Source organism: Novosphingobium sp. HNCC26DJ243, assembly GCF_057180545.1.
The window spans coordinates 365,930-386,257 of sequence record NZ_JBXUGN010000002.1; the positions used below are offsets into that span (position 1 = coordinate 365,930).

Here is a 20,328-nt window from a genome sequence, read left to right on the forward strand (position 1 = left end):
TTACTCGAAGACGTCCGGGCTGGGCGGAGCGCCCTTGGCCGCGAACCAGCGGCGCGATTCTGCGGTGAAAAGCAGGCCGGCGGCCGCTGCCTGCACCAGTGTGGCAAGGGCACCGATCGCGATATAGGCGGTGCCGAGCATCTCGGTCATCTGCAGCGATCCGGGCAGCCCGATCAGGCCGATCACGACGAGCGCGACAAGAAACCACTTGGCCAGATTGCTCGCGCGGCGGGCAACCAGATACCAGAACATCAGCGAGATCGCGATGCCGACCAGGAAGCTGAGGAAGACAAACCCCATCTGACCGCCGGTGCTGCCAAGCGCGACTTTGAGCGAATTGTAATGGACCAGCAGATTGACGAGTCCGAGCCCGAGACTGCCAAGATAAAGCCGTTCGAACCATTGGATCGACGCTGGACGCATGAAAATTCCCCCTGTTGGCTGGCCTGTCTGATGCCTTGCCCGTGCAGACTGTCAGCCAAGCGGCGTGAAGTCGAGGCCGATGTCGGCAGCGGGCGCGCTCTGGGTGAGGCGGCCGACCGAGACATAGTCCACGCCTGAAGCGGCAATTGCACCGATCGTGTCGAGCCGGACCCCGCCCGAGGCTTCGCAAGGCACGCGGCCTGCGACGAGGGCAACGGCTTCGCGCAGGAGGTGGGGGCCCATGTTGTCGAGCAGGAGGCGCGTTGCCCCTGCGGCAAGCGCGGGTTCGATCTGGTCGATGTGGTCGACCTCGCAGATGACGTCACGGACACCTGCCGAGAGCGCGCGGCGAACGGCCTCGCCGACACCTCCTGCGACGAGGACATGATTGTCCTTGATCATCGCGGCATCCCACAGGCCCATCCGGTGATTGGTGCCGCCGCCGGTGCGGACAGCGTATTTTTCCAGATGGCGCAGGCCGGGAATGGTCTTGCGCGTGTCCAGAAGCCGGGCTTTGGTCTCGCCCATCGCATCGACATATTCGCGCGTCATCGTGGCAATGCCGGAAAGGTGCTGAACCGTGTTGAGCGCGCTGCGTTCGGCGGTGAGCATGGCGCGGGCGTTGCCCTGAAGCCGCATGAGATCCGATCCCGCACCGACGTGGGCGCCCTCCTCGACGAGGATCTCGATGGTCATGGCCGGATCGAGCGCGCGAAAGAACGCGGCGGCGATAGGCAGTCCGCACACGGTGATCGCATCACGGCTGTCCATCACGCCGGTAAAGCGCGCATCTGCCGGGATCACGCTCTCGCTGGTGACGTCGTGCCCGCCGCCAGGCAGGCCTTCGCCCAGATCCTCGGCAAGCGTTGTTGCGACGAAGGCTCCCAGATCGAAGCCGGGAATGGAAAAGCTGCTCATATGCAGCCCAATATCATGCCCTCCGTTCGTGTCGAGCGAAGTCGAGACACGGTCCGCGGTGTCTCGACTTCGCGCGACACGAACGGAAGAAAAAAGGGATTCACGCAAGAAACGCCGAGAAGGAAATTGAGGCGCAGAGAGAGCCGCACGTCGTCACCCCCGCGTTTCAAGTTCTTCGCGTCTCTGCGTGAACCCGAAAGCCCCTTCGCAGCGTTGATCAGTGAACGAAGCGCGCCACAACGTCGCGGTATGAGCGCGAGACCTTAACCTCGGCACCGGAATCCAGGACGAGGAAGCATTCGCCATTGGTGTGGGGACGCACCTGGCGGACCTGGTCTAGATTGACGATTTTCGACCGGTGGACGCGCTGGAACACACGCGGGTCGAGGCGGCGTTCGAGGTCCTTCATCGTTTCGCGCAGGATCAGCGAATTGTCGCCGGTATAGATGCACATGTAGTCACCCGCGGCCTCGATGCGTTCGATCGTGTCGACATCGACGCGGAATATCTGGCCGCGATCCTTGATGTTGATGAGCTTTTCAAAGCGACCTGCCACCGGTTCGCCCTCATCCTCGATCTCGGGCATCGAATCGGGCGCGACTTCCGCGAGCACGAGCTTGAGCTTGTCGGCCTCCTCCCGGCTGCGCTTTTCGGCAAGCCGCGTGCGGGCGCGGTCGAGCGCATCGGCGAGGCGGTCTTCCTCGACCGGCTTGAGCAGGTAGTCGACTGCGTTGGCCTCGAAGGCCTTGATCGCGTGTTCCGAATAGGCGGTGACGAACACGAAGAGCGGCGGATCGATCTCCATCACGCCCTTGACGACCGAGAAGCCGTCGAAGCCCGGCATCTGGATGTCGCAGAAGACGAGGTCGGGCTTTTCGGTCTTGATCTTGCGAATGGCTTCGCGGCCGTTCGAGCAGGTGTCGATCACTTCGACATCGGGGAAGGCCTGGAGGCGCAGCTGCAGCCCCTGGATGGCCAGTTTCTCGTCGTCGACGAGGATCGTGCGGATGGTCATGCGGTTCCCTTATGGATCACGTTTTGCCCCCGTGACGGTTCCCCCGTTGGAGCGTGCCCAATGGCAGGACGGCAAAACGGGCGACAGGTTCCCGAAATCATGCCGTCACCCCGCTGGGAATTCCGGCCGGACGGCGGGCCGGAATACTGGCGGGTGCTGGTTCACGCGGCTCAAACGGCAATTCGAGTACGACCTGAAATCCCCCTTCCGGGCGGTTCGAGATATCGAAGCGCTGATTCTCGCCATAGGCCTGGGCCAGACGGTCACGGATATTGGCAAGGCCAATGCCGGTTGAATCAGTGCTTGCTCCGAACACTGTCGAAGGGTCGGTGCCCGGTTGCAAGCCCGGACCGGTATCGGACACGGTAACCCGCAGCATGGGGCCGACGAGTTGCGCCTCGATAGTGATTTCGGCGCCGTATTCGAGCGGGCTGACCGCGTATTTGATCGCGTTCTCGACCAGCGGTTGAAGCAGGAGCGAGGGCATGAGCGCGTTGCGCACGGCATCTTCGACGCGGAAATCGGTGCGCAGGCGTTCCTCGAAGCGCATCAGTTCGATGTCGAGGTAGAGCTTGAGCGTCTCGATCTCCTGAGCGACGGTGACGCGCGCAGTGGGTTCGTTGACCAGCGTGTAGCGCAGGAACGACGACAGGCGCGAGAGCATCGCATTGGCAGGTTCGGTCTGCTTGAGCAGGACCAGCGTGGAGATCGAGTTCAGCGTGTTGAACAGGAAGTGCGGATTGAGCTGGTAGCGTAGCATCGCAAGCTGGGCGCTGGTCGCCTGTGCTTCGAGCCGCATCAGCTGGTCGTTCTGCTCTTCCACCTGAAGGAAGAAGTTGATCGCGTAATAGAGCCCGGTCCACGAGATCAGCAGCGTCAGGTCGAGGTAGAACACGCCGACGAACAGCTGCGCGAAGCTGGCATCCCCCCCTGCGCGATAGAGGCTGATCACCCACGAATCGATGAAGGCGTAAAGCCCCACCGCGAGCGAGAGGACCAGTGCGGTCACGCCCCAGGTGACGATCGGTCGGCGGTTTATCACCGCCCGGTAGATCACCGACATGATCGAGGAGATCGAGAAGCCGGTGATCGTGGCGATCACGACGATGACGAGGAACGACCATGGCTGGGCATTGGCGATCGACGACATCGCGCGCAGCAGCATCGCGCCGCCCCAGCCAAGGAACTGCAGGCGCCAGAAGGCGCGGTTCTTGTTGCCGAAGAACGGCGTCGGGCGGAACGGCAGCGCGGCCATGAAAGGTTTGTAACGGTTAGCGATGAGCGAAGCTAGCCTTTGCCCGATACGAAGGGAAGGACCCTGCGCAAGGTCAGCCCTTGCGCGCCGTGTCGATGGCGTCCTGCAGCTCCTCGGACGGGACCGCGCCGTGGATCATGCGTTCGCCGATCACCCAGGCGGGCGTGCCGTTGACGCCGAGCTGGCGCGCCATCTCGAGATTGCGCTTGAGTTCATCTTCGACATCGCTGCGGGCAGCGAAGGTGCGGGCAGCGGCAAGGTCGACGCCGGCCGCGCCTGCGGCCGCGGCAATGCTTTCCTCGCTGGGGCGGGGACCCTCGAACATCAGCTTGTGGTAGGCCGGATACTTGCCCTGCGCAGCGGCAGCGAGCGCCATGCGCGCCGCTGGCGCGCTTTCAGGCGCGATGATCGGCAGTTCGCGCACGACGACGCGAAGGTCGGGGTTCTTCGCAATCAGGCCTTCCAGCGCCTTCACGCTCTGGCGGCAGTAGGTGCAGGCAAAATCGGTGAACTCGACCAGCGTGACCTTGCCATCGGGATTGCCCAGTACCGCGCCGGGGAACGGCGTTTCGAGCGCGCCGCGCATCGGCGCAATCTGCGCGGCGGCCTCGCGCTGTTGCAGGCGCTCCATCGCTTGCGGCAAAACTTCGGGGTGCTCGAGGATGTAGGACCGGACCAGGCCTTCGATCGCGGCGCGTTCCTTGCCATCGATTCCCGCGTTCGCAAGCGAGGCTTCGAGCTGGGCATCGTTGCCCGATGCCGCATCCGAGCGGTGGCTTTCATACCACCAGCCAAGGCCTGCACCCGCAGCGGCGAAAAGGGCTGCAACGAGAACGAAGGCGCCGACGCGCCGGGGTTGGGTATCTGCCATTGGCCTCGTGCCTAGCGTGACTTGCGCTGGCGTTCCAGCGTCGCCCGCGCAGACATTGCGATATCCTGCGCACGCAGCCAGTCGGGAGTGCCCTTTGGCAGCGCGGCTTCTGCCGCTTCGGCGCTGCGCAGCGCTTCGGGAAGCTGCATGTTCATGAGTTGCTGTTCGGCACTGGCAAGGCGCGCGCGGGGAATGTCGCCCTTTGCTTCGTAGACCACGCCGAGCTGGTACCAGGTGAAAGGGTTGTCCTTGTCGCGGATCACGGCAGCCTTGAGGACCTTTTCCGCCTCGGCGAAGTTGGCGGCGTTCTCCGTGGCGATCAGCGCATGGCCGAAGGTCGTTGCGATCAGCGGTTCGTTGTTGGTAACGGCCGTTGCCTTGCGCAGTGGGTCGAGCGCTTCGGCGGGGCGACCTGATTCCAGCAGGATCTGGCCTTCAAGTTCGAGGAAATAGGGATTGGCCGGGTCCTGCGCGATCAGCGCCTTGGTCTCCTCGAGCGCCTTGTCTGCATAGGCCTCCTTGTGGAAGGCATAGGCGCGGGCATAGCGTGCGGCGGTGTCGGTCAGGTATTCTGGGTAGGCACGCAGCGTGTCCTGCGGCTCGGCGAGATAGCCGTAGAGCTTGGCCTTCACGCGCAGGAACCGGGCCTGCAGATCGGCAGGTGGCGATGTATTCCACGCCGGGTCTTGCTCATAGGTGTCCTGCAGCGTGGCCAGACGATCCGAGGTCATCGGGTGGGTGCTGTAGAACTCGGCGTCGGGATTCTTCGAGGCGTTGTAGCCGTAGCGGAATTCCTGGTTCTGCAGCTTCTTGAAGAAATCGATCGAGCCGCGCCCCGAAATACCGGCCTTGGACAGGAACTGCGCGCCAGCGGCATCGGCCGAGGATTCCTGCGCGCGGCTGAAGGCCAGAACCTTGCCCAGCGCGGCCTGCTGGCCCGCCATGAATACGCCCATCGCGGCATCGGGCGATCCTGCCGCCGCGGCGAGCCCGCCAAGCAGCAGGCTGAGCACGGTGATACCGGTGGCGGGCTTCATTGCCTCGTCGAAGCGGATGACGTGGCCGCCGGTTATGTGGCCCAATTCATGCGCGATCACGCCCTGCAGCTCGTTGACGTCATCCGCTGCGCCGATCAGCCCCGAATGGATGTAGATCGCCTGCCCGCCCGCGACGAAGGCGTTGATCGAACCATCGTTGAGCAGGACGAGATCGACCGCGCGCGGATCGAAGCCTGCCGCCTTGAAGATCGGGGCGGCTGCATCGCGGAACAGCGCCTCGGTTTCGGCGTCGCGGAGAACCGATTGCGCGGCGGCAGGCTGTATGCACAGCGCCAGCGCGGCGAGGCCTGCAGCGAGCCGCGCAAGGAAACGAGAGAAGAGCGAGGCCGGGTTCACGGTGCCGGGACTATCGCCCCGCTGCCTGAACGGCAACTGAAGCCGTACGGGCACCTTGCGGCGCGGTCACTTTGGCAAGGAACGGGAGGACGGCATCGAGCGTGGGCGTATCGCGCGAGAACGGACGCGCGAACTGCATGATGATGGCTTCGTGGCTGACGCCCGCAAGAAGGATCGGCGCGATCGGCGCGCCAGCTTGCGTCATCCGCCGGGCCAGAGCCTGCGAGTTGCGTGGCTTGACGACCGTGTCGGCATCGCCGGTGACGAGCAGCAGCGGCGGCGCATCGCCGCGCGCAAAGTTGACCGGCTGGGTGCTGGCCAGATCGGGCGCCTTTCCGAAGCTGTTGATCGTGGACGACTTGTCCAGCGGCAGGAAATCGTACGGCCCGGCGAGCCCGACGGTGCCGCGAATGATGCTGTCATCAAGGCCGACGCCTGCCAGCCATTGCCGGTCGAGCGTAAGCATGACGGCGTTGTAGGCCCCGGCGGAGTGGCCCATCAGCGCGATCCGCGCCGGATCCGCGCCAAGCCTTGCTGCGTTGTCGTGGACCCAGCGTAGCGCCGCAGCGCTATCGGCAAGCATCGCCGGGAAGCGGGCTTGCGGGTAGAGCCGGTAGCCCGCAAGCACGACGGCATAGCCCTGCGCGCAGAGCGTGCGCGCGATGAAGCGGTAATCGTGCGGGTCACCAGTTGCCCAGCTGCCGCCGTGGATGAACACGACGACGGGCAGGTTTCCCTTTGCGCCCTGCGGCACGAACATCTCGAGCTTCTGGGCAGGGTCGGAGCCGAAGCGCGTGGCGGCAACCTGGCGGATCGCGCCATCGCCACCGTTCAGCAGCTTGTCGGTTCCATCGAGTACGGCAACGCCGTTGGTTCTGATCGCGTGACGCAGAGCGACCAGTCCAAGCCCGCCGAGCAGGATCAGCGTGACGAGCGTCCAGCCGATCCAGCCCATCCGCAGCCTGCCTTTCGAGAACCATGCCATGCGGCACGGCTAGCAGGCGATGGCCAACGCGGAAAGGGGCCTCAAGGCCCGGTCAGTGACCGATCAGGTTGCGGGCCGCGCGTTCGAAGAGGGTCGCGTCTTCCGCCACTTCACCCAGAGCGACGATGTCTCCATTCTCGAGGCGGCGAACCATGACCAGCGCGAATTCGGCGCCTTCAGCGGGGGCGATGTCGGTAATCTTGCGCGGAGCCAAGGCGCGAAGCGATTCAACCAGCGCCTCGGGCCCGCGCTTGGCCAAGGCCTTGCCAGCTTCCTCGCGGCGCAGGCGACGCTCGGTGTTGACCACACCCTTGAGGCCACCTGAGGCATCGGAGAGGTAGGCTCCAAGTTCGCCGCGGCCGAGGCCGATGCGCTGCGCATGGGTAAGCGCAGTGGCATACTCGGTAAGGCGCGTCTTGTCGTAGTCTGCACCGAACACGAGCTTGACTACCGGGGTCATCGGGGCGCGGTCCTGCATGGTGAGGCCCGCGTCCTCGAGCAGTTCGGCAAAGTCTTCGGGGCTGCCCTGGGCGGCAAGCGCGAAGTCCCATGCGCGACCGATCGCGGCGTAGAGCGCGCTGCGGGTGCGGTCCTCGCTCGAATTGGCGACCAGTGCGAGTTCGCGCGCCGAGGCGAGCCAGTCGGCCAGTTCCTCGGGTTCGTGCTGGGCTTCGGCTGCCGGAGCGAGCGGGAAAATGTCGTCATCGAGCCCGAAGGCAGGCTCGGGGAAACTGTCGATGTCGAGCGCGGCCGGACCATCTGCCCAGGCTTCGGTCGCCTCGATCAAAGGTCGGCGCGGCTGGGTCTTGATCGGGGCCTTGTCGAGCGCCTGGCCGATCTCGAGGAGAAGTTCGTCGGTCGTCGACTGGTCGGCCAGTTCCTTCCAGTTGATCACGCCCATGATGTAGTCGATCTCCGACCCATCGGACGAGAACGGCAGGAGGATGCCGCGATAGAGGATCGTGCGGCCGTGCTGGTTGACGAATTCGGCCTCGAAGCCGATCGGCGCCTGATTGGCGATGATCTGCATGTAGTGGTCGGTGATGCGCGAGAGCAGCGACCGGCCGGGAACCTGGCTCAGCCGTTCGATCGAGGTCTCGGTGCCGCATTCTTCGGCCAGCTTGCCGCCGACGAAGGAGATCGCAGGGTCCTCGATGCCTTCGTCGAAGTGCAGCAGCACCGCGTTGTCGGCGAAGTCCGGATAGACGCCCTCAAGCAGCGTGGTGACGGGCGGAAAGGTGTTCTGGCCGAGCAGACCCGCCCAATAGTTGTAGGCGCGCACCTGCATGCGGCGCTCGTCCTGACCGACCGGCGGCGGCGGTTCGCTCGCCACTTCGTCCTCGAAACCCGAGAGGTCGAGTTCGGCATCGACATCGTCCCGGTCAAATCCGCGCAAGGTATCCATCAGGCTCACCAAGTCCCCTTCTTCAGGGCCCGGTCTGGCGCAACTTTGTAAAAATGTGCTTAAGTTGCGCCAGTGACGGTGCGGTGCCTATTGGCGCAGGGCAATGGCACGCGCCTTGGCAAGCAACTTTCGGCTCTGTTCAAGGTGCAGTAATTCCACCATTTTACCGTTGAGGCGGATCGCACCTTTTCCGGCGTGAACCGGATCGTCGAAAGCATCGACAATCCCCTGCGCTTCGGCGATATCCGATTCGGATGGGGCGAAGATGGTGTTGCAGGCCCCAAGTTGCGCCGGGTGGATCAGCGTCTTGCCGTCGAACCCCGAATCGCGGGCCTGGACACATTCGGCCTCAAGCCGTGCGGGGTCATCGATCGCATTGCAGACGCCGTCGAGGATGATCAGACCGTGGGCGCGGGCCGCCAGCACGGCCATGGTGAGGACCGGCAGGAACGCGGCGCGGCCCGGAAGCTGGGCAATGCCGCTGTCCTTGGCAAGATCGTTGAGGCCGAGCACGAAGCCCTGCAGGCGCGTGGTGGCAGCGCAGGCGGCGATGCGTTCTAGCGCGAGCACGGCGCGCGGTGTTTCGATCATTACCCACAAGGCAACCTCCGGAGCGAAGGCTGCAGCGTCCATCGCCATGCTCAGCGCTTCGATATCGGCCGCATCATCGACCTTTGGGGCGAGCACCGCGTCGAGCGGGGCTGCGGCCAGGGCGGTGATATCGTCATGGCCCCAGGGTGTGGAAAGCGCGTTGATCCGGGCGATCAGGCGGCGATGGCCAAAACCGCCGGTCTGCGCCTCGGCGACCAGCGCCGCGCGGGCGTCAGCCTTGGATTCAGGTGCGACCGCGTCTTCGAGGTCAAGCGCCACCGCATCGCAATCGAGGCTGCGTGCCTTGGCCATCGCGCGGGCATTGCTCGCGGGCATGTAGAGCAGCGAGCGCAAGGGGCGGTCATCAATCACGGTCTGCTCTCCGGTACGACATCGAGGCGGCCTTCCTCGCGCGTCGGCATAGGGGCAAAAAAGTGCATGGCAAGAGAGGCGAGGAGCCAGATCGTGGCAGCATGGAGCGCCGTGGGCAGGCTGGTCACGTCGGCCACAGTGCCCCAGGCCCATGCGCCGAGTGCCATGCCGCCGAAGGTCACCGCCTGATAGATCGACAGGCACCGCCCGAGAATGTCCTCGGGGCTGCGCAATTGCATGGCGACGTTGAGGCTGGTCATGGCGCTGGCCCAGCCCATCCCGCCGATGAAGGCCGCAGCGACGGCCATCGGGACGCTCTGGGCTGAGGCCATGAGGAAAAGAGCGGAGGCAAAGATAAGCGTGGCTACGGTAACCACTGCTTCGCTGCCGAAATGGCGACGTATTTTCGAAATCCACAGCGCGGTGACGATCGAGCCGATGCCGAAGCCGCCGAGCATCATGCCATAGTCCAGCTCGCTGCCGTTCAGCATGTCGCGCGCAATGCTCGGCATTAGCGCCTGCAGCCCGGCGGCACCAAAGCCGATGGCGGCTCCGCGCAACAGAACCTTGCGGATCGGCGAGGAGCTTGCACAGAAGCGCAGACCGCGCCCGATCGCGGCCAGCATCGGCTCGCGCATGGGCGGCAGCGATTCGGGGCGCCAGCGCGAGAGCACCACGATCATGCCGAGGTAGCTCACCGCGTTGAGCCCGAAGGCCAGGCTGGTGCTCCACAGCGAGATGAGAATGCCGCCCAGCGCAGGGCCGACGCTGCGCGCGAGGTTGAACGAGATGGCGTTGAGCGAGATCGCCTGCGGCAGGTCGGGGCGGGCCACCTGCAGCCGCACCGAGGCCTGCCACGCCGGCCCGTTGAGCGCGGTGCCCATGCCGACCATCAAGGTCAGCGCGAGCAGCGACCAGGGACCGATGTTGCCGGTATAGGCCAGCACCGCGAGAAGCGCTGACACGACGAGCATGCCCGACTGGGCGGCCAGCATGACGCGGCGACGGTCGTAGTTGTCGGCGATGGCGCCCGCAAACATGCCGAGCAGGAGGATCGGGATAGTGGCCGACGCCTGGACCAGCGCGACGAGCAGATGCGACTTCGTCAGGTCGGTCATCAGCCAGGCCGCGCCGACCGACTGGATCATCGAGCCGATGTTGGAAAACAGGTTGGCCGTCCAGATTGCACGGAAAGCCGGGTAGCGGAATGGAGCGAGCGCGCTTCCGGAAGGTTGTGGCGACGGCATCTGGGCAGGACTGTCTGGCACTAGATGTAGCGGACCTTCATCGTCATGCGCACCGGCTTGCCCGCGGTGACTTCGAACGCGGCGGCGTTGAAGCTGGGCGGACCCATGCGGATCGGCGCATCGCGCGAAAAGCCGAAGCCCTCCTTTGGCAGGAACAGCTTCTTGTCCATCTTCTTGTTCCCGTTTTCGTCATGCAGCAGGACAACGGCATAGCGTCCGGGCAACACGTCGCGCAGGACAAGGGTTCCCTGGTCGCTTGCCTTGATCGCGGCGATGCGCCGCGCCGGGTCCTTGTCGCAGCCTTCGGGGAAGAGCTTGGGTGTTCCGGTCATGCACAGGTAAACCGTACCGTTGGCATTGCGCAGGCCGGTGATGTCAACCGTCACGGTCGTCTGCGCAGGGACCGCACCGAGCAGGAGGGCGGGCAACAGCAGGAGTGGCAGGGCACGTGGCGTCATGGGGCGGACAGTCCCTTGTCGGTGCTGCACAGCCGGTCCCAGAAGCGGAAATAGAGACCGTAGTTGCAGCGGTAGAGTTCGTGGTGACGGTTGTGGTGGCTGGCGGTTATCAGCCAACCGCCCAACCGCGAGTGAACAAGCGCGCGAGGAAACATCTCCCAGCCCATGTGGTTGGTCACGCCCATCACGGTCATGACCAGTAGGACAAGGCCCAGCATGCCGACATGAATCGGGATGATGAAGACAAGCGCGGGAATAAGCAGCGAGACGATCGCGGCCTCGATGGGGTGGAAGTTCATCGCCGCCCAGGCTGTGGGCGGGCGGCTGGCATGGTGGATCGCGTGGATGGCGCGGAACACGGCGGGCCGGTGCATCCAGCGGTGCGTCCAATAGAACCAGCCATCATGAATCACGAGATAGGCGAGCAGCGAAAGCGGCATCCACCACAGCGGGTAGGCTTGCGGGTCGGTGTATATCCGGGTCCAGCCGCGTTGCTGCCAGCCCCACGCCACAATGCCTGCGGGCACGCCATAGATTGCGGCAGTGGCCAGGCTCCACGCGATCTCGGAGCGAATCTGCCGCTCAAGTCCGTGATAATGGCCGGGCCGCACCTTGTGCGTGGCCCAGGCGAAGAACCCGCTGGTGGCAAGGTAGCGCAGCGCGACGATCACTGTCATGGCAATGGCGGAAGCTGCGGCAGTGTTCATGCCACGCGCTATGCCAAGCTTTGCGGGGAAGGGACAGCCCTGCCTTGGGGCAGGGCTGAACAGTCAGAGGGTGGCCTGCCTTGGGGCAGGGCTGAACAGTCAGAGGGTGGCCTGCCTTGGGGCAGGGCCGCTGCCATCAGAGGCTGGCCTGCCGTGGGGCAGGCTGCCTCACTGGCTCAGCTTGCGCGGCGAACCTTGTTCTTGTGGGCGCCGACGCCGGGAGCGCCGCGGGGGCGGAAGGTGCGGGGCTTGTTGCCGTCGCGCTCCGCACCGGCTGCGTCGCCTTCGCGGCGCTCGCCGTTCACGGGATTGCGGACCGGGCCGCGTTCGCCGTCACGGCGATCGGGGCGCGGGCTCGTCTGGTGCGGACTGGCGTCGCGCGGACGACCGTCACGGCCTTGTGCACGGCCACCGTGGCTGTGGCCGCCATTGCGACCCTGGCCACCGCGCTTCTCGCCATTGCCACCGCGACCGCCGTTGCCACGCTGGGCGCGGGCGTCGTGGCGGGCATCGCGTTCTTCCTCGGCCGGCTTGCGGCTGGGGGCGGGAAGCTTGGCGGCTTCGGCCATGAAGTTCTCGGGTAGGGCCATCGTATCGACCTTGATGCGGGTCAGCTTTTCGATGTCCTTGAGGTAGGGCTTCTCATCAGGCGCACAGAAGCTGATCGCGATGCCATCGGCGCCGGCGCGCGCGGTGCGGCCGATGCGGTGGACGTACTGCTCGGGCACGTTGGGCAGTTCGAAGTTGAAGACGTGGGACACGCCCGAAACGTCGATGCCGCGCGCGGCGATGTCAGTCGCGACGAGTACCGGGCACGAACCCTGACGGAATGCTTCAAGAGCGGCGGTGCGCTGGGCCTGGCTCTTGTTGCCGTGGATGGCGCGCGCATCGATCCCGGCCGAAGTGAGATGGCGCACGACGCGGTCGGCACCGTGCTTGGTCCGGGTGAACACCAGCGCGCGGTCAAGCTCCTTCGAAGCCAGCAGCGTGCGGATGCGCAGCGTGAGCAGCGCCTGCTTCTCGGCCTGGTTGATGAAGGTCACGTATTGTTCGACGCGCTCGGCCGTGGTCGAGTTCGGGGCGACTTCGACGCGCACCGGATTGACGATGAACTGCTTGCCGAGGTCCTCGATCGCCTTGGGCATCGTCGCCGAGAAGAACAGGCTCTGGCGGGTCTTGGGCAGGAGGTTGGCCACGCGCTTGAGCGCATGGATGAAGCCGAGGTCCATCATCTGGTCGGCTTCGTCGAGTACGAAGATCTCGGTGCGGCCGAGCGTCAGTGCGCGCTGGTCGATCAGGTCGAGCAGGCGGCCGGGAGTGGCAACGAGAATATCGATGCCGGGAACGAGGCGACGGGCCTGCTTGCCGATCGGCACGCCGCCAAACACGCAGGCGACCGAAATCTTGAGGTACTTGGCATAGCCCTCGATGTTGTCGGCGATCTGGGCGGCGAGTTCACGCGTCGGCGAAAGGATCAGCATGCGGCACGAAGCCGGCTTGCGATCGACCGGATTGGCGGCAAGGCGGTGCAGCGAAGGCAGCGCAAAAGCGGCGGTCTTGCCGGTGCCGGTCTGCGCGATGCCGAGCAGGTCGCGGCCTTCGAGCAGGGCGGGGATCGCCTGCTGCTGGATCGGCGTGGGATCGGAATAGCCCTTGGCTTCGAGCGCGCGCAGGATGGGTTCGGCAAGGCCGAGATCAGAGAAAAATGACATGCAGAATGCTTTCATGGAAGCCCATCGGCCATGCAGCCGACGCGCGATATAGGTTCGCTGGGCGCAGCGCCGGAAAACCGGCGAGCGGGGTCGATCGTGCGACCCATGCGTGAAAGGGGAAGCGGGCGGGGCAATGACCGTTCGTCCGGGGCGGATTCCTGCGATTGAAGCGGAATCTCACGCCAGCACCCGGATTGCAGCGGTACCCGCCGCCGGTCTTGCTGCAGCGCACATAGGTGCGAAGTGAGCGAAAGGCAAGGAAATTCGCGGAAGCGGCAGTTGCGCGCGCAAATGGCATGCCTATGCAGAGGCTATGTCGCCGCCAGGTCCTTCATCGCGCGAGCCCGAGCCGCCCAGTCCGTGCAACCGCATCTGTATCATCGATCCGGCAACCGATCTCTGCCGCGGCTGCGCCCGTTCCCTTGACGAGATAGCAGCCTGGCCGCGGGCCAGCATTGCCGAGAAGCACGCGATTCTGCGGGCAATCGCGCAACGTCAGAGCGTCAGCAGCAGATCGACATAGCCGTATCGCGTGTTGCCGGTCGCAGGCGCGCCCGGAGCATCACGCAGCAATCCGCGCTTCAACAGAACCGCGCCGCCAGTGTCGATCTGCAGCCGTCCGGGCAGGATCCAGTGGCGCAGGCGTGCCTCGATCTGATGCCCGGCGAGGCGTGAGGAGGCACCGGTCGCATCGCGCACGCCGGTGGAGGCAAAGCTGTCGCGCACGGTCTGCGCCCAGGCGCTGCGCAACGCCACAAAGGCGTCTGTGCGCTTTGACGGGGCGACCTCGAGCCGCAGCGATGGCGAGATGATGTTCGCGCGGCTGAACGGGCCGTAGAGTCCGTTGGGACCGAATTCGAACCGCCGCGCACCATAAAGCGTATCGAAGCGGCTGAACTTGCCCGCCTTGCCGCCATCGCCGCTGGCCGCATCGAACATTGCAACAAAGCGCGGCTTCCATGGCGCGGCGATTGTCCGGCCGAGTTCGGCGTGGGTGAACCAGGCCGAAACACCGAGGTCGGCAATGTCGGCGACAGCGGCCGTCCGACGGACCTTGCCGAACTGGTAGGCGCCTTCGACGTCGTGATCCCATTTGCCCGCAGCTGGCGCGCGGAACAGCCGGAGGCCGACCGTCCCCAGTCGGCGATTGCGGGTCAGGCGATCGGGGCTGTCGCGCTCTACCAGCCCATAGGCATAAGGCTGGGCCACGCCGCCCAGAACGCGCGGCAGCGTGCCTTGCGCGCCGAAAAACATCAGGTCGGTGCTCTCCTGATCCCATTCGATCCTGTCGGAACGTATGCCGGCAGCGTCCTCGGGCAGGCGGATGTGGGGCATGGCCCAGAGCACGTCGAACTTCTGGCCGCCGCTCGCGGTCCAGCCCAGGTGTGCGCCGGTGAAGGCATTGGTCGTGCTGCGGAAGCGCTGGCGCGAAACCAGGCGGCGTCCGGCAAGGTCGAGCGTGAAACGCCCCAGCGTGAGCATGCCCTTGCCGCCCGACGCGGCGCTGCCCAACTCGACCTTGACGTTGGCCTGCACCAATTCGACCGCGTTGATCTCGCTCGTGCCCGCCGAGGACTTGCGGTCCTGCCCCCAGGCGCGCGCATCGATGACCTCTGCCCCGAACCGGACCTTGCCCGCGTCATACTCGGCCTCGACGGCGGTGCGCAGGGAGACCATCGTGTCGTTGGCGGCGGCGTTGGGGCGGAACTGCCCGTCTATCGATTCCACCCGGAGACGGGCCGACGCGGCAATGGTGAACGGGGCCGCGGCCTTGTCTGCCGCACAGGCAGGTGATGAGACGATGCCGCACAGCGCGGCAGCCAATACTTTGCTCTTCACGATGGACTCCGTTGCATGTCCGTTGTCGGGTGATGCCCGCTCTGCCTAGCTCGCACTTGCAGCATTGGCCAGACCCGTCTAACGCAACCTCCACGTCACTTGGGGAGTAGCCACCGCTGCAGGGCGGTCCCACCCATCGCAGGATGGTGCGTCAACATGCTTGGCCGAGAGGCCATGGCGCAGGCGGCGGGACATGCGGTCCCACCGGGCGAGACCAATGACGGCAGCTTTTCGTCCGGGCCGGGCGGGAGAGCTTGCCGTCGTTGGCCTGCATCCCGTCCGGCCCCGGAGACATGATCATGCTCGAAGCCCTGACAACTTCCACAGCGATCGTCGCGCTCGCAGAGATCGGCGACAAGACGCAATTGCTTGCGATCGTGCTGGCGACGCGGTTCAGGAAGCCGATGCCGATCGTGCTTGGCATCCTGTTCGCTACGCTCGCCAATCATTTCCTCGCTGCGCTTCTGGGCGCAACCGCCGCGTCGTTCCTTGATGGCATGTGGTTCCGTTTCGCCGTGGCGATCGGCTTCGTCGCCATGGGCCTGTGGACGCTGGTGCCCGACAAGCTCGATGACGACGATGCACCAAGGCCTTCGCGCTATGGCCCGTTCCTGACCACGCTGGTGGCCTTTTTCATCGTAGAGATGGGAGACAAGACGCAGATCGCCACGATCGCGCTGGGCGCGCGGTTCAACGATGCGATCGCGGTTACCGCAGGCACGACGCTCGGCATGATGATCGCCAACGTACCGGCGGTGTTCCTCGGGCAGGAACTGATCAAGCGCGTGCCGCTTGACGTGGTGCGCATGATCGCGGCTGCGCTGCTGGTGGCAACGGGCGTGTGGTTGTTCATCCAGACGCTGGGCATCTGGTGACCCTTTACCTGTTCGGCATTTGTTCCTAATCTGCGGGGCATGACCGAATCAGCGCATGCCGTGATCGATGCCGCAGTCGAACGTGAATCCCGCGCCGTCGCACGGGGGATCTGCCGCCTCTTTGCGCGCAACGACATCTGGTGCATGGCCGAAATGCCCCTGCGCTCCAACCGCCGCGCCGATCTGATGGGCATAGATGCCAAGGGGCAGGTGGTGATCGTCGAGATCAAGGTCAGCCGCGCCGATCTGCTCGGCGATGCCAAGTGGACCGACTACCTCGATCATTGCGACCGGTTCTACTGGGGCCTTGCTCCACATCTTGACCGCGCCGTGCTGGAGACCGAGGATTTCCTGCCCCATGCCTGCGGCGTGATCGTGGCCGACGGCTATGACGCCGAGATACTGCGTCCTGCGCCGACGATCCCGCTCGCCGCGGCGCGGCGGAAGGCCGAGGTCGAGCGGCTGGCGCGCGCATCGCTGCGGCGGCAACTGGTGGGCATCGATCCGCATTGCGCCACCTGGGGCGGCGCAGGCTGAGGCCTCGAAGCCGCCTTCAGGCGCGACGCTTGATGCCGAGCGGAGGAATGAGCGCGAGCAGCGCGCCCCTTGCCGTCACGAATTCCTGCCACAATGCAAGTGCGGCCGGCTTGGGCGAAAGGCCCCTTGCCGATACCGCGAGCAGTGCCGCGATTCCCGGCTCCATGAACGATGTCAGGTCGTCCACGCCCTGCTTGGCGACTTCGTAACGCCAGCCGCCGGTATCGCGCATGATCGCGGGAAAGTTGCGCACTTCGGGCTTGCGCATCTCGGGCTGAAGCCCGGCCAGCGTGCACACGACATTGGCCGCATCGTGCAGCGCCGACCATGTCATCGAAAGCGCATTGCCTGCGGCATGACCAAACTCGGCACGCCCCGCACCGGGCATGGACGGCGGCGGCGGCATCAGCGGCGAATCACGACCGGATGAGAGAGGTGGTTGCATGAGTCGGAGCCATAACGCCCCGCAGCCTACCAAATTGCTAAGTGCATGCGCTCACGTCTTCGGCAGCACAAAATTGCTGGCATGGCGCGACAGCCACTGCTAGGTGCCTCTCCGGCTCAGGCACCCGTAGCTCAGCTGGATAGAGTACTGCCCTCCGAAGGCAGGGGTCACAGGTTCGAATCCTGTCGGGTGCGCCACTTCCGAACAAGAATGACACGTTCAGGTACCGAGACGCCAGGCCCGACCTCTCGGGTGTCTTGATGGGATTGGCGCGGGCGGGCGGTGAACCTTCGTTCGAAGGTTGTGCAGTTATTGTCCTGCGGGTCGGTGGGCCGATTGGCCGGACCGGTCTTTGCAAAGTTGCATCATCAATCATCGAGGCCATACGGCTCAAGTGACACGCGGTTGCTCCGAAACTGGGTTGTTGCAGGCAAGCAAGCTATCGCACCACGCTGAGATCAATACAGCCACGGGGGAAGAGGCATTGAAGCGGGAATTGCCGACGCTTGGGCAGAACCGGCTGATGAGCCTGAGCGTGGGGTATCTTGGTCTCCAGATCACGTTCGGGATCGAGAGTGCCAGTCTCAGCCGTGTTTATCAGGGGTTCGGGCGCTGGCGTTGACGACCTCGCGCTGCTGTGGCTTGCCGGGCCTGTATCCGGGCTGCTGGTCCAGCCCGTGGTGGGGCGGCTGAGCGACCTGACCTGGACCCGGTTCGGTCGTCGTCGGCCGTGGATGCTCGGGGCGGGAGCGATCGCAACCGCTGCGCTGGCGGCCATTGCCTATGCGCCGAGCCTGGCTTGGGCGATCGCGATGGTCTGGCTGCTCGAGATCGCGATGAATGCCCTTAACGCGCCCTATCGCGCACTAATTGGCGATAGCTTGCCCGAGCACCAGCACGGCAAAGGCTTTGCTCTCCAGACCGTATTCATCGGCCTGGGTGCGTTCCTTGGCGCGATGGTGCCAAAGGCGCTCAGCCTTGCCGGCATGTCCAACATGATCACCGAGGACGCAACGCCTGTCTCGGTCCGCCTGAGCGCACGCAAGCTGACCGTGCCGCTCGACTTTCTCGAACCGGGAAAGCGCTACGAGGCGACGATCTATGCCGATGGACCGGGCGCCGACTGGAAGGGCGCGCCGGAACGCGTGTCCATAAGCCGCAAGGTGGTGACGGCGCGGAGTGTCCTGACTCTGTTACTCGCTTCAGGCGGGGGTCAGGCCATCCGCTTCCGCGCACTCTGATCGCCAATTGCAAGAGTAACGCCCATGGATGATGACGCGCTGCTTCAACCCGTCAGAACCATCGTCGACGTGGCGCGGCTTGCTGGCGTCGCACCTTCTACTGTATCGCGTTCGTTGGCTGGCAAGCTTGGCGTACGTCCGGAAACCCGGCATCGCATCGCCGAAATAGCCCGAACGCATGGCTTCTCGATCAACGCCGTTGCAAAGGGCCTGCGTCTGGGGACGGGATCAGGCGAGGGGCCGGTTTCCGACGAGGACGGCATCGACCCGTTCCTTGCTCGCCTTGCAAAATCCGTCATCGATCTTGCGCTCAAGTGTGGCACCGGCATCGAGCTGGCCATCGACGACGTCCAGGCAACTGGCGATGAAGCAGGTCAGGAAGGCAGGAAGAAAACATTTGTGACGGTGAGCGTGGGGCAAGCGGGCAGCGGATCGGCGTGCTACCGCGTGACCTTGTCAAAAACACCGGGCGACAGTCTCTGCAGGCAAATCTGAAGCGGGTCTGGCGGCACTGTCCCGCGGCGCGCCGGTTACTGTGTCCTTGCAGGGTGCGCCGCGTCTCTCCGTCGGATCATGCTTTCTGCCCATCCGGAAGTGTCCGCTGGAACCGCATTTAGGCGATCGCAATGGCGGAATTGACGACCGGTCGTTCCTGAGCCTTGCCGCCTGTGCCCAGCGACAGAGCAATCTGCGCCGCAATCGTGCGGATCTGCGATGTCATGAGATGTAACCTCCTCTTCCGAAGTTGCCCGGAAAAGGCGTCCATCGCGCTATGGGCAATGCAAGCGCGCGGACGCGCGCCCGTCCACCTGAAACTTGCGCCATCGGTGCTGTTGTCCCTCCGGTCTTGGCATCAGGGAGAATTCCGGCGATGAGGCGGAATGATCCTGCTTCTGCCAAGTCGACTGCGCCGTTCACCCGTGCCGAGAGGCGTCGCATGATCCGGCGCATCGTCGCGCTGCTCGATCCGTTCGTGCTGGCCCTGATCGGAACGGTCGTGCTGGCCAGCGTGCTGCCTGCGCGCGGGGGCTGGGCGCCGGCGGTAGACCGGATGGCCGATGCGGGCATCGTGCTGCTGTTCTTCCTGCATGGGGCCAAGCTCTCGCGCGAGGCGATCATGGCAGGCGCGCGCAACTGGCGGCTGCATCTGGCAACGCTGGCGGTGACCTTTGCGCTGTTTCCGCTGCTTGGCGCAGGCTTCGGCCGCATTGCGTTCCTCCCGCCGGAGTTTGCCGCAGGGCTGCTGTTCCTGACCCTTCTGCCTTCCACGGTGCAGTCCTCGATCGCCTTCACCGCGATCGCGCGCGGCAACGTTGCGGCGGCGGTCTGTGCGGCGTCGTTCTCGAACCTGATCGGCATTTTCATTACGCCGGCACTGGTCGCGCTGCTGATGGGCGGATCGACCGGCGGGTTCTCGTGGGCCTCGGCCGAGACGATCGTGCTGCAATTGCTGCTGCCGTTCGTGACGGGACATCTATTGCGGCCGTGGATCGGCGATTTCGTGTCGCGCAACAAGGCGTGGCTGGGACGCGTGGACCGGGGCACGATCCTGCTGGTGGTCTACGCAGCCTTCGGAGCGGCCGTTGTCGAAGGGCTGTGGCAGCGCATCGCGCCCGCCAGCCTGCTGGTGTTGGCAGCGCTGTGCCTGGTCCTGCTGGGGATCGTCATGGGCCTGACCTGGGCGCTCGGCCGCGCGATGGGACTCTCGCGCGAGGATGCGGTGGTGCTGCTGTTCTGCGGATCGAAGAAGAGCCTCGCCTCGGGCGTGCCGATGGCCGGCGTGCTGTTTCCGCCAGCACAGGTGGGCATCGTGTTGCTGCCGGTGATGGTGTTCCACCAGTTGCAGCTGATCGCCTGTGCCCTGATCGCCCCGAAGCTTGCCGCCGCCGCGGACGAGGTCAACACCTAACCACCAGGCGTCATGCGTGGGGCTCCCCCGAGGGGAAGCGCTGCGCCCGGATATGTCATGGTGACCATTGTGGAAACTGGAGCGGGCGAAGGGATTCGAACCCTCGACCCCAACCTTGGCAAATCTAGG

General features: G+C 65.0%; 21 protein-coding genes and 1 tRNA gene. 7 read left to right on the forward strand and 15 right to left on the reverse strand.

Annotation, left to right across the window (positions count from 1 at the left end; translation table 11 throughout):
* From AC2A04_RS09270 to AC2A04_RS09330, 13 genes are all read right to left on the reverse strand, one after another.
* Positions 1-423 (reverse strand): hypothetical protein, encoded by a 423-nt coding sequence (locus AC2A04_RS09270; protein WP_484212040.1) that lies wholly within the window; start codon positions 421-423, stop codon positions 1-3.
* A 51-nt stretch (positions 424-474) separates the two neighbouring features.
* Positions 475-1,341, reverse strand: a complete 867-nt coding sequence (nadC, locus tag AC2A04_RS09275; protein WP_484212041.1) for a carboxylating nicotinate-nucleotide diphosphorylase — start codon at positions 1,339-1,341, stop codon at positions 475-477.
* Positions 1,342-1,558: 217 nt separating this feature from the next.
* The gene (locus AC2A04_RS09280) at positions 1,559-2,356 is read right to left on the reverse strand and encodes a LytR/AlgR family response regulator transcription factor (RefSeq protein ID WP_484212042.1); all 798 of its coding nucleotides are present in this window, start codon (positions 2,354-2,356) and stop codon (positions 1,559-1,561) included.
* 97 nt (positions 2,357-2,453) lie between these two features.
* Complete coding sequence (locus AC2A04_RS09285; RefSeq protein WP_484212043.1) at positions 2,454-3,611, reverse strand: sensor histidine kinase; 1,158 nt, start codon at positions 3,609-3,611, stop codon at positions 2,454-2,456.
* Positions 3,612-3,684: 73 nt separating this feature from the next.
* Positions 3,685-4,482, reverse strand: a complete 798-nt coding sequence (locus tag AC2A04_RS09290) for a DsbA family protein (RefSeq protein WP_484212044.1) — start codon at positions 4,480-4,482, stop codon at positions 3,685-3,687.
* Between the two features lie 11 nt (positions 4,483-4,493).
* Positions 4,494-5,876: a M48 family metalloprotease gene (locus tag AC2A04_RS09295; protein WP_484212045.1), complete on the reverse strand. Its 1,383-nt coding sequence runs from the start codon at positions 5,874-5,876 to the stop codon at positions 4,494-4,496.
* A gap of 10 nt (positions 5,877-5,886) precedes the next feature.
* Positions 5,887-6,861: an alpha/beta hydrolase gene (locus tag AC2A04_RS09300; protein WP_484212046.1), complete on the reverse strand. Its 975-nt coding sequence runs from the start codon at positions 6,859-6,861 to the stop codon at positions 5,887-5,889.
* Positions 6,862-6,913: 52 nt separating this feature from the next.
* Positions 6,914-8,266, reverse strand: a complete 1,353-nt coding sequence (locus AC2A04_RS09305) for a PAS domain-containing protein (protein ID WP_484212249.1) — start codon at positions 8,264-8,266, stop codon at positions 6,914-6,916.
* 87 nt (positions 8,267-8,353) lie between these two features.
* Positions 8,354-9,229, reverse strand: a complete 876-nt coding sequence (locus AC2A04_RS09310) for an HpcH/HpaI aldolase/citrate lyase family protein (protein ID WP_484212047.1) — start codon at positions 9,227-9,229, stop codon at positions 8,354-8,356.
* The gene (locus AC2A04_RS09315) at positions 9,226-10,476 is read right to left on the reverse strand and encodes an MFS transporter (RefSeq protein ID WP_484212048.1); all 1,251 of its coding nucleotides are present in this window, start codon (positions 10,474-10,476) and stop codon (positions 9,226-9,228) included. Before AC2A04_RS09315 ends, AC2A04_RS09310 begins: the two co-directional genes overlap by 4 nt.
* 20 nt (positions 10,477-10,496) lie before the next feature.
* The gene (locus AC2A04_RS09320) at positions 10,497-10,934 is read right to left on the reverse strand and encodes a DUF2141 domain-containing protein (protein WP_484212049.1); all 438 of its coding nucleotides are present in this window, start codon (positions 10,932-10,934) and stop codon (positions 10,497-10,499) included.
* On the reverse strand, positions 10,931-11,641 hold the full coding sequence (locus tag AC2A04_RS09325; RefSeq protein WP_484212050.1) for a sterol desaturase family protein: 711 nt from the start codon (positions 11,639-11,641) through the stop codon (positions 10,931-10,933). The genes AC2A04_RS09320 and AC2A04_RS09325 overlap by 4 nt, the downstream gene beginning before the upstream one ends.
* A 176-nt stretch (positions 11,642-11,817) precedes the next feature.
* Positions 11,818-13,353: a DEAD/DEAH box helicase gene (locus AC2A04_RS09330; protein WP_484212051.1), complete on the reverse strand. Its 1,536-nt coding sequence runs from the start codon at positions 13,351-13,353 to the stop codon at positions 11,818-11,820.
* Positions 13,354-13,666: 313 nt separating this feature from the next.
* Here AC2A04_RS09330 and AC2A04_RS09335 point away from each other — a divergent pair, with 313 nt between their 5' ends.
* Entirely contained in the window at positions 13,667-13,876 is a 210-nt protein-coding gene (locus AC2A04_RS09335) for a DUF1289 domain-containing protein (RefSeq protein ID WP_484212052.1), read from the forward strand.
* Here the strand turns inward: AC2A04_RS09335 and AC2A04_RS09340 are convergent.
* Entirely contained in the window at positions 13,849-15,192 is a 1,344-nt protein-coding gene (locus tag AC2A04_RS09340; RefSeq protein ID WP_484212053.1) for an alginate export family protein, read from the reverse strand. The genes AC2A04_RS09335 and AC2A04_RS09340 overlap by 28 nt on opposite strands.
* A gap of 299 nt (positions 15,193-15,491) precedes the next feature.
* On the opposite strand from AC2A04_RS09340, the gene AC2A04_RS09345 reads away from it, so the two are divergent.
* Both AC2A04_RS09345 and AC2A04_RS09350 read left to right on the forward strand, forming a co-directional pair.
* Positions 15,492-16,067 (forward strand): TMEM165/GDT1 family protein, encoded by a 576-nt coding sequence (locus AC2A04_RS09345; protein WP_484212250.1) that lies wholly within the window; start codon positions 15,492-15,494, stop codon positions 16,065-16,067.
* 39 nt (positions 16,068-16,106) lie between these two features.
* Positions 16,107-16,604, forward strand: a complete 498-nt coding sequence (locus AC2A04_RS09350; RefSeq protein WP_484212054.1) for an MmcB family DNA repair protein — start codon at positions 16,107-16,109, stop codon at positions 16,602-16,604.
* Positions 16,605-16,620: 16 nt separating this feature from the next.
* On the opposite strand, the gene AC2A04_RS09355 is transcribed toward AC2A04_RS09350, so the two are convergent.
* On the reverse strand, positions 16,621-17,049 hold the full coding sequence (locus AC2A04_RS09355) for a hypothetical protein (RefSeq protein ID WP_484212055.1): 429 nt from the start codon (positions 17,047-17,049) through the stop codon (positions 16,621-16,623).
* Between the two features lie 120 nt (positions 17,050-17,169).
* Between AC2A04_RS09355 and AC2A04_RS09360 the strand changes: the two genes are divergently transcribed.
* The 4 genes from AC2A04_RS09360 (at position 17,170) to AC2A04_RS09375 (ending at position 20,199) form a co-directional block, all read left to right on the forward strand.
* Positions 17,170-17,246 (forward strand) — tRNA-Arg (locus tag AC2A04_RS09360).
* 378 nt (positions 17,247-17,624) lie between these two features.
* Positions 17,625-18,290 carry a glycoside hydrolase family 97 C-terminal domain-containing protein gene (locus tag AC2A04_RS09365; RefSeq protein ID WP_484212056.1) on the forward strand — a complete coding sequence of 222 codons (666 nt, stop codon included), beginning with the start codon at positions 17,625-17,627 and terminating at the stop codon, positions 18,288-18,290.
* Positions 18,291-18,314: 24 nt separating this feature from the next.
* A complete protein-coding gene (locus tag AC2A04_RS09370; RefSeq protein WP_484212057.1) occupies positions 18,315-18,785 on the forward strand; it encodes a LacI family DNA-binding transcriptional regulator in 471 nt (156 codons plus the stop codon).
* 442 nt (positions 18,786-19,227) lie between these two features.
* A complete protein-coding gene (locus AC2A04_RS09375) occupies positions 19,228-20,199 on the forward strand; it encodes a bile acid:sodium symporter family protein (protein WP_484212251.1) in 972 nt (323 codons plus the stop codon).
* Positions 20,200-20,328 lie beyond the last annotated feature (129 nt).

Coding starts and splice junctions, on each gene's coding strand:
- AC2A04_RS09270 (WP_484212040.1), bottom strand. CDS start 423: ATGCGTCCAGCGTCGATCCAATGGTTCGAACGGCTTTATCTTGGCAGT.
- nadC (WP_484212041.1), bottom strand. CDS start 1,341: ATGAGCAGCTTTTCCATTCCCGGCTTCGATCTGGGAGCCTTCGTCGCA.
- AC2A04_RS09280 (WP_484212042.1), bottom strand. CDS start 2,356: ATGACCATCCGCACGATCCTCGTCGACGACGAGAAACTGGCCATCCAG.
- AC2A04_RS09285 (WP_484212043.1), bottom strand. CDS start 3,611: ATGGCCGCGCTGCCGTTCCGCCCGACGCCGTTCTTCGGCAACAAGAAC.
- AC2A04_RS09290 (WP_484212044.1), bottom strand. CDS start 4,482: ATGGCAGATACCCAACCCCGGCGCGTCGGCGCCTTCGTTCTCGTTGCA.
- AC2A04_RS09300 (WP_484212046.1), bottom strand. CDS start 6,861: ATGGCATGGTTCTCGAAAGGCAGGCTGCGGATGGGCTGGATCGGCTGG.
- AC2A04_RS09305 (WP_484212249.1), bottom strand. CDS start 8,266: ATGGATACCTTGCGCGGATTTGACCGGGACGATGTCGATGCCGAACTC.
- AC2A04_RS09315 (WP_484212048.1), bottom strand. CDS start 10,476: ATGCCGTCGCCACAACCTTCCGGAAGCGCGCTCGCTCCATTCCGCTAC.
- AC2A04_RS09320 (WP_484212049.1), bottom strand. CDS start 10,934: ATGACGCCACGTGCCCTGCCACTCCTGCTGTTGCCCGCCCTCCTGCTC.
- AC2A04_RS09325 (WP_484212050.1), bottom strand. CDS start 11,641: ATGAACACTGCCGCAGCTTCCGCCATTGCCATGACAGTGATCGTCGCG.
- AC2A04_RS09330 (WP_484212051.1), bottom strand. CDS start 13,353: ATGTCATTTTTCTCTGATCTCGGCCTTGCCGAACCCATCCTGCGCGCG.
- AC2A04_RS09335 (WP_484212052.1), top strand. CDS start 13,667: ATGTCGCCGCCAGGTCCTTCATCGCGCGAGCCCGAGCCGCCCAGTCCG.
- AC2A04_RS09345 (WP_484212250.1), top strand. CDS start 15,492: ATGCTCGAAGCCCTGACAACTTCCACAGCGATCGTCGCGCTCGCAGAG.
- AC2A04_RS09350 (WP_484212054.1), top strand. CDS start 16,107: ATGACCGAATCAGCGCATGCCGTGATCGATGCCGCAGTCGAACGTGAA.
- AC2A04_RS09355 (WP_484212055.1), bottom strand. CDS start 17,049: ATGCAACCACCTCTCTCATCCGGTCGTGATTCGCCGCTGATGCCGCCG.
- AC2A04_RS09370 (WP_484212057.1), top strand. CDS start 18,315: ATGGATGATGACGCGCTGCTTCAACCCGTCAGAACCATCGTCGACGTG.
- AC2A04_RS09375 (WP_484212251.1), top strand. CDS start 19,228: ATGATCCGGCGCATCGTCGCGCTGCTCGATCCGTTCGTGCTGGCCCTG.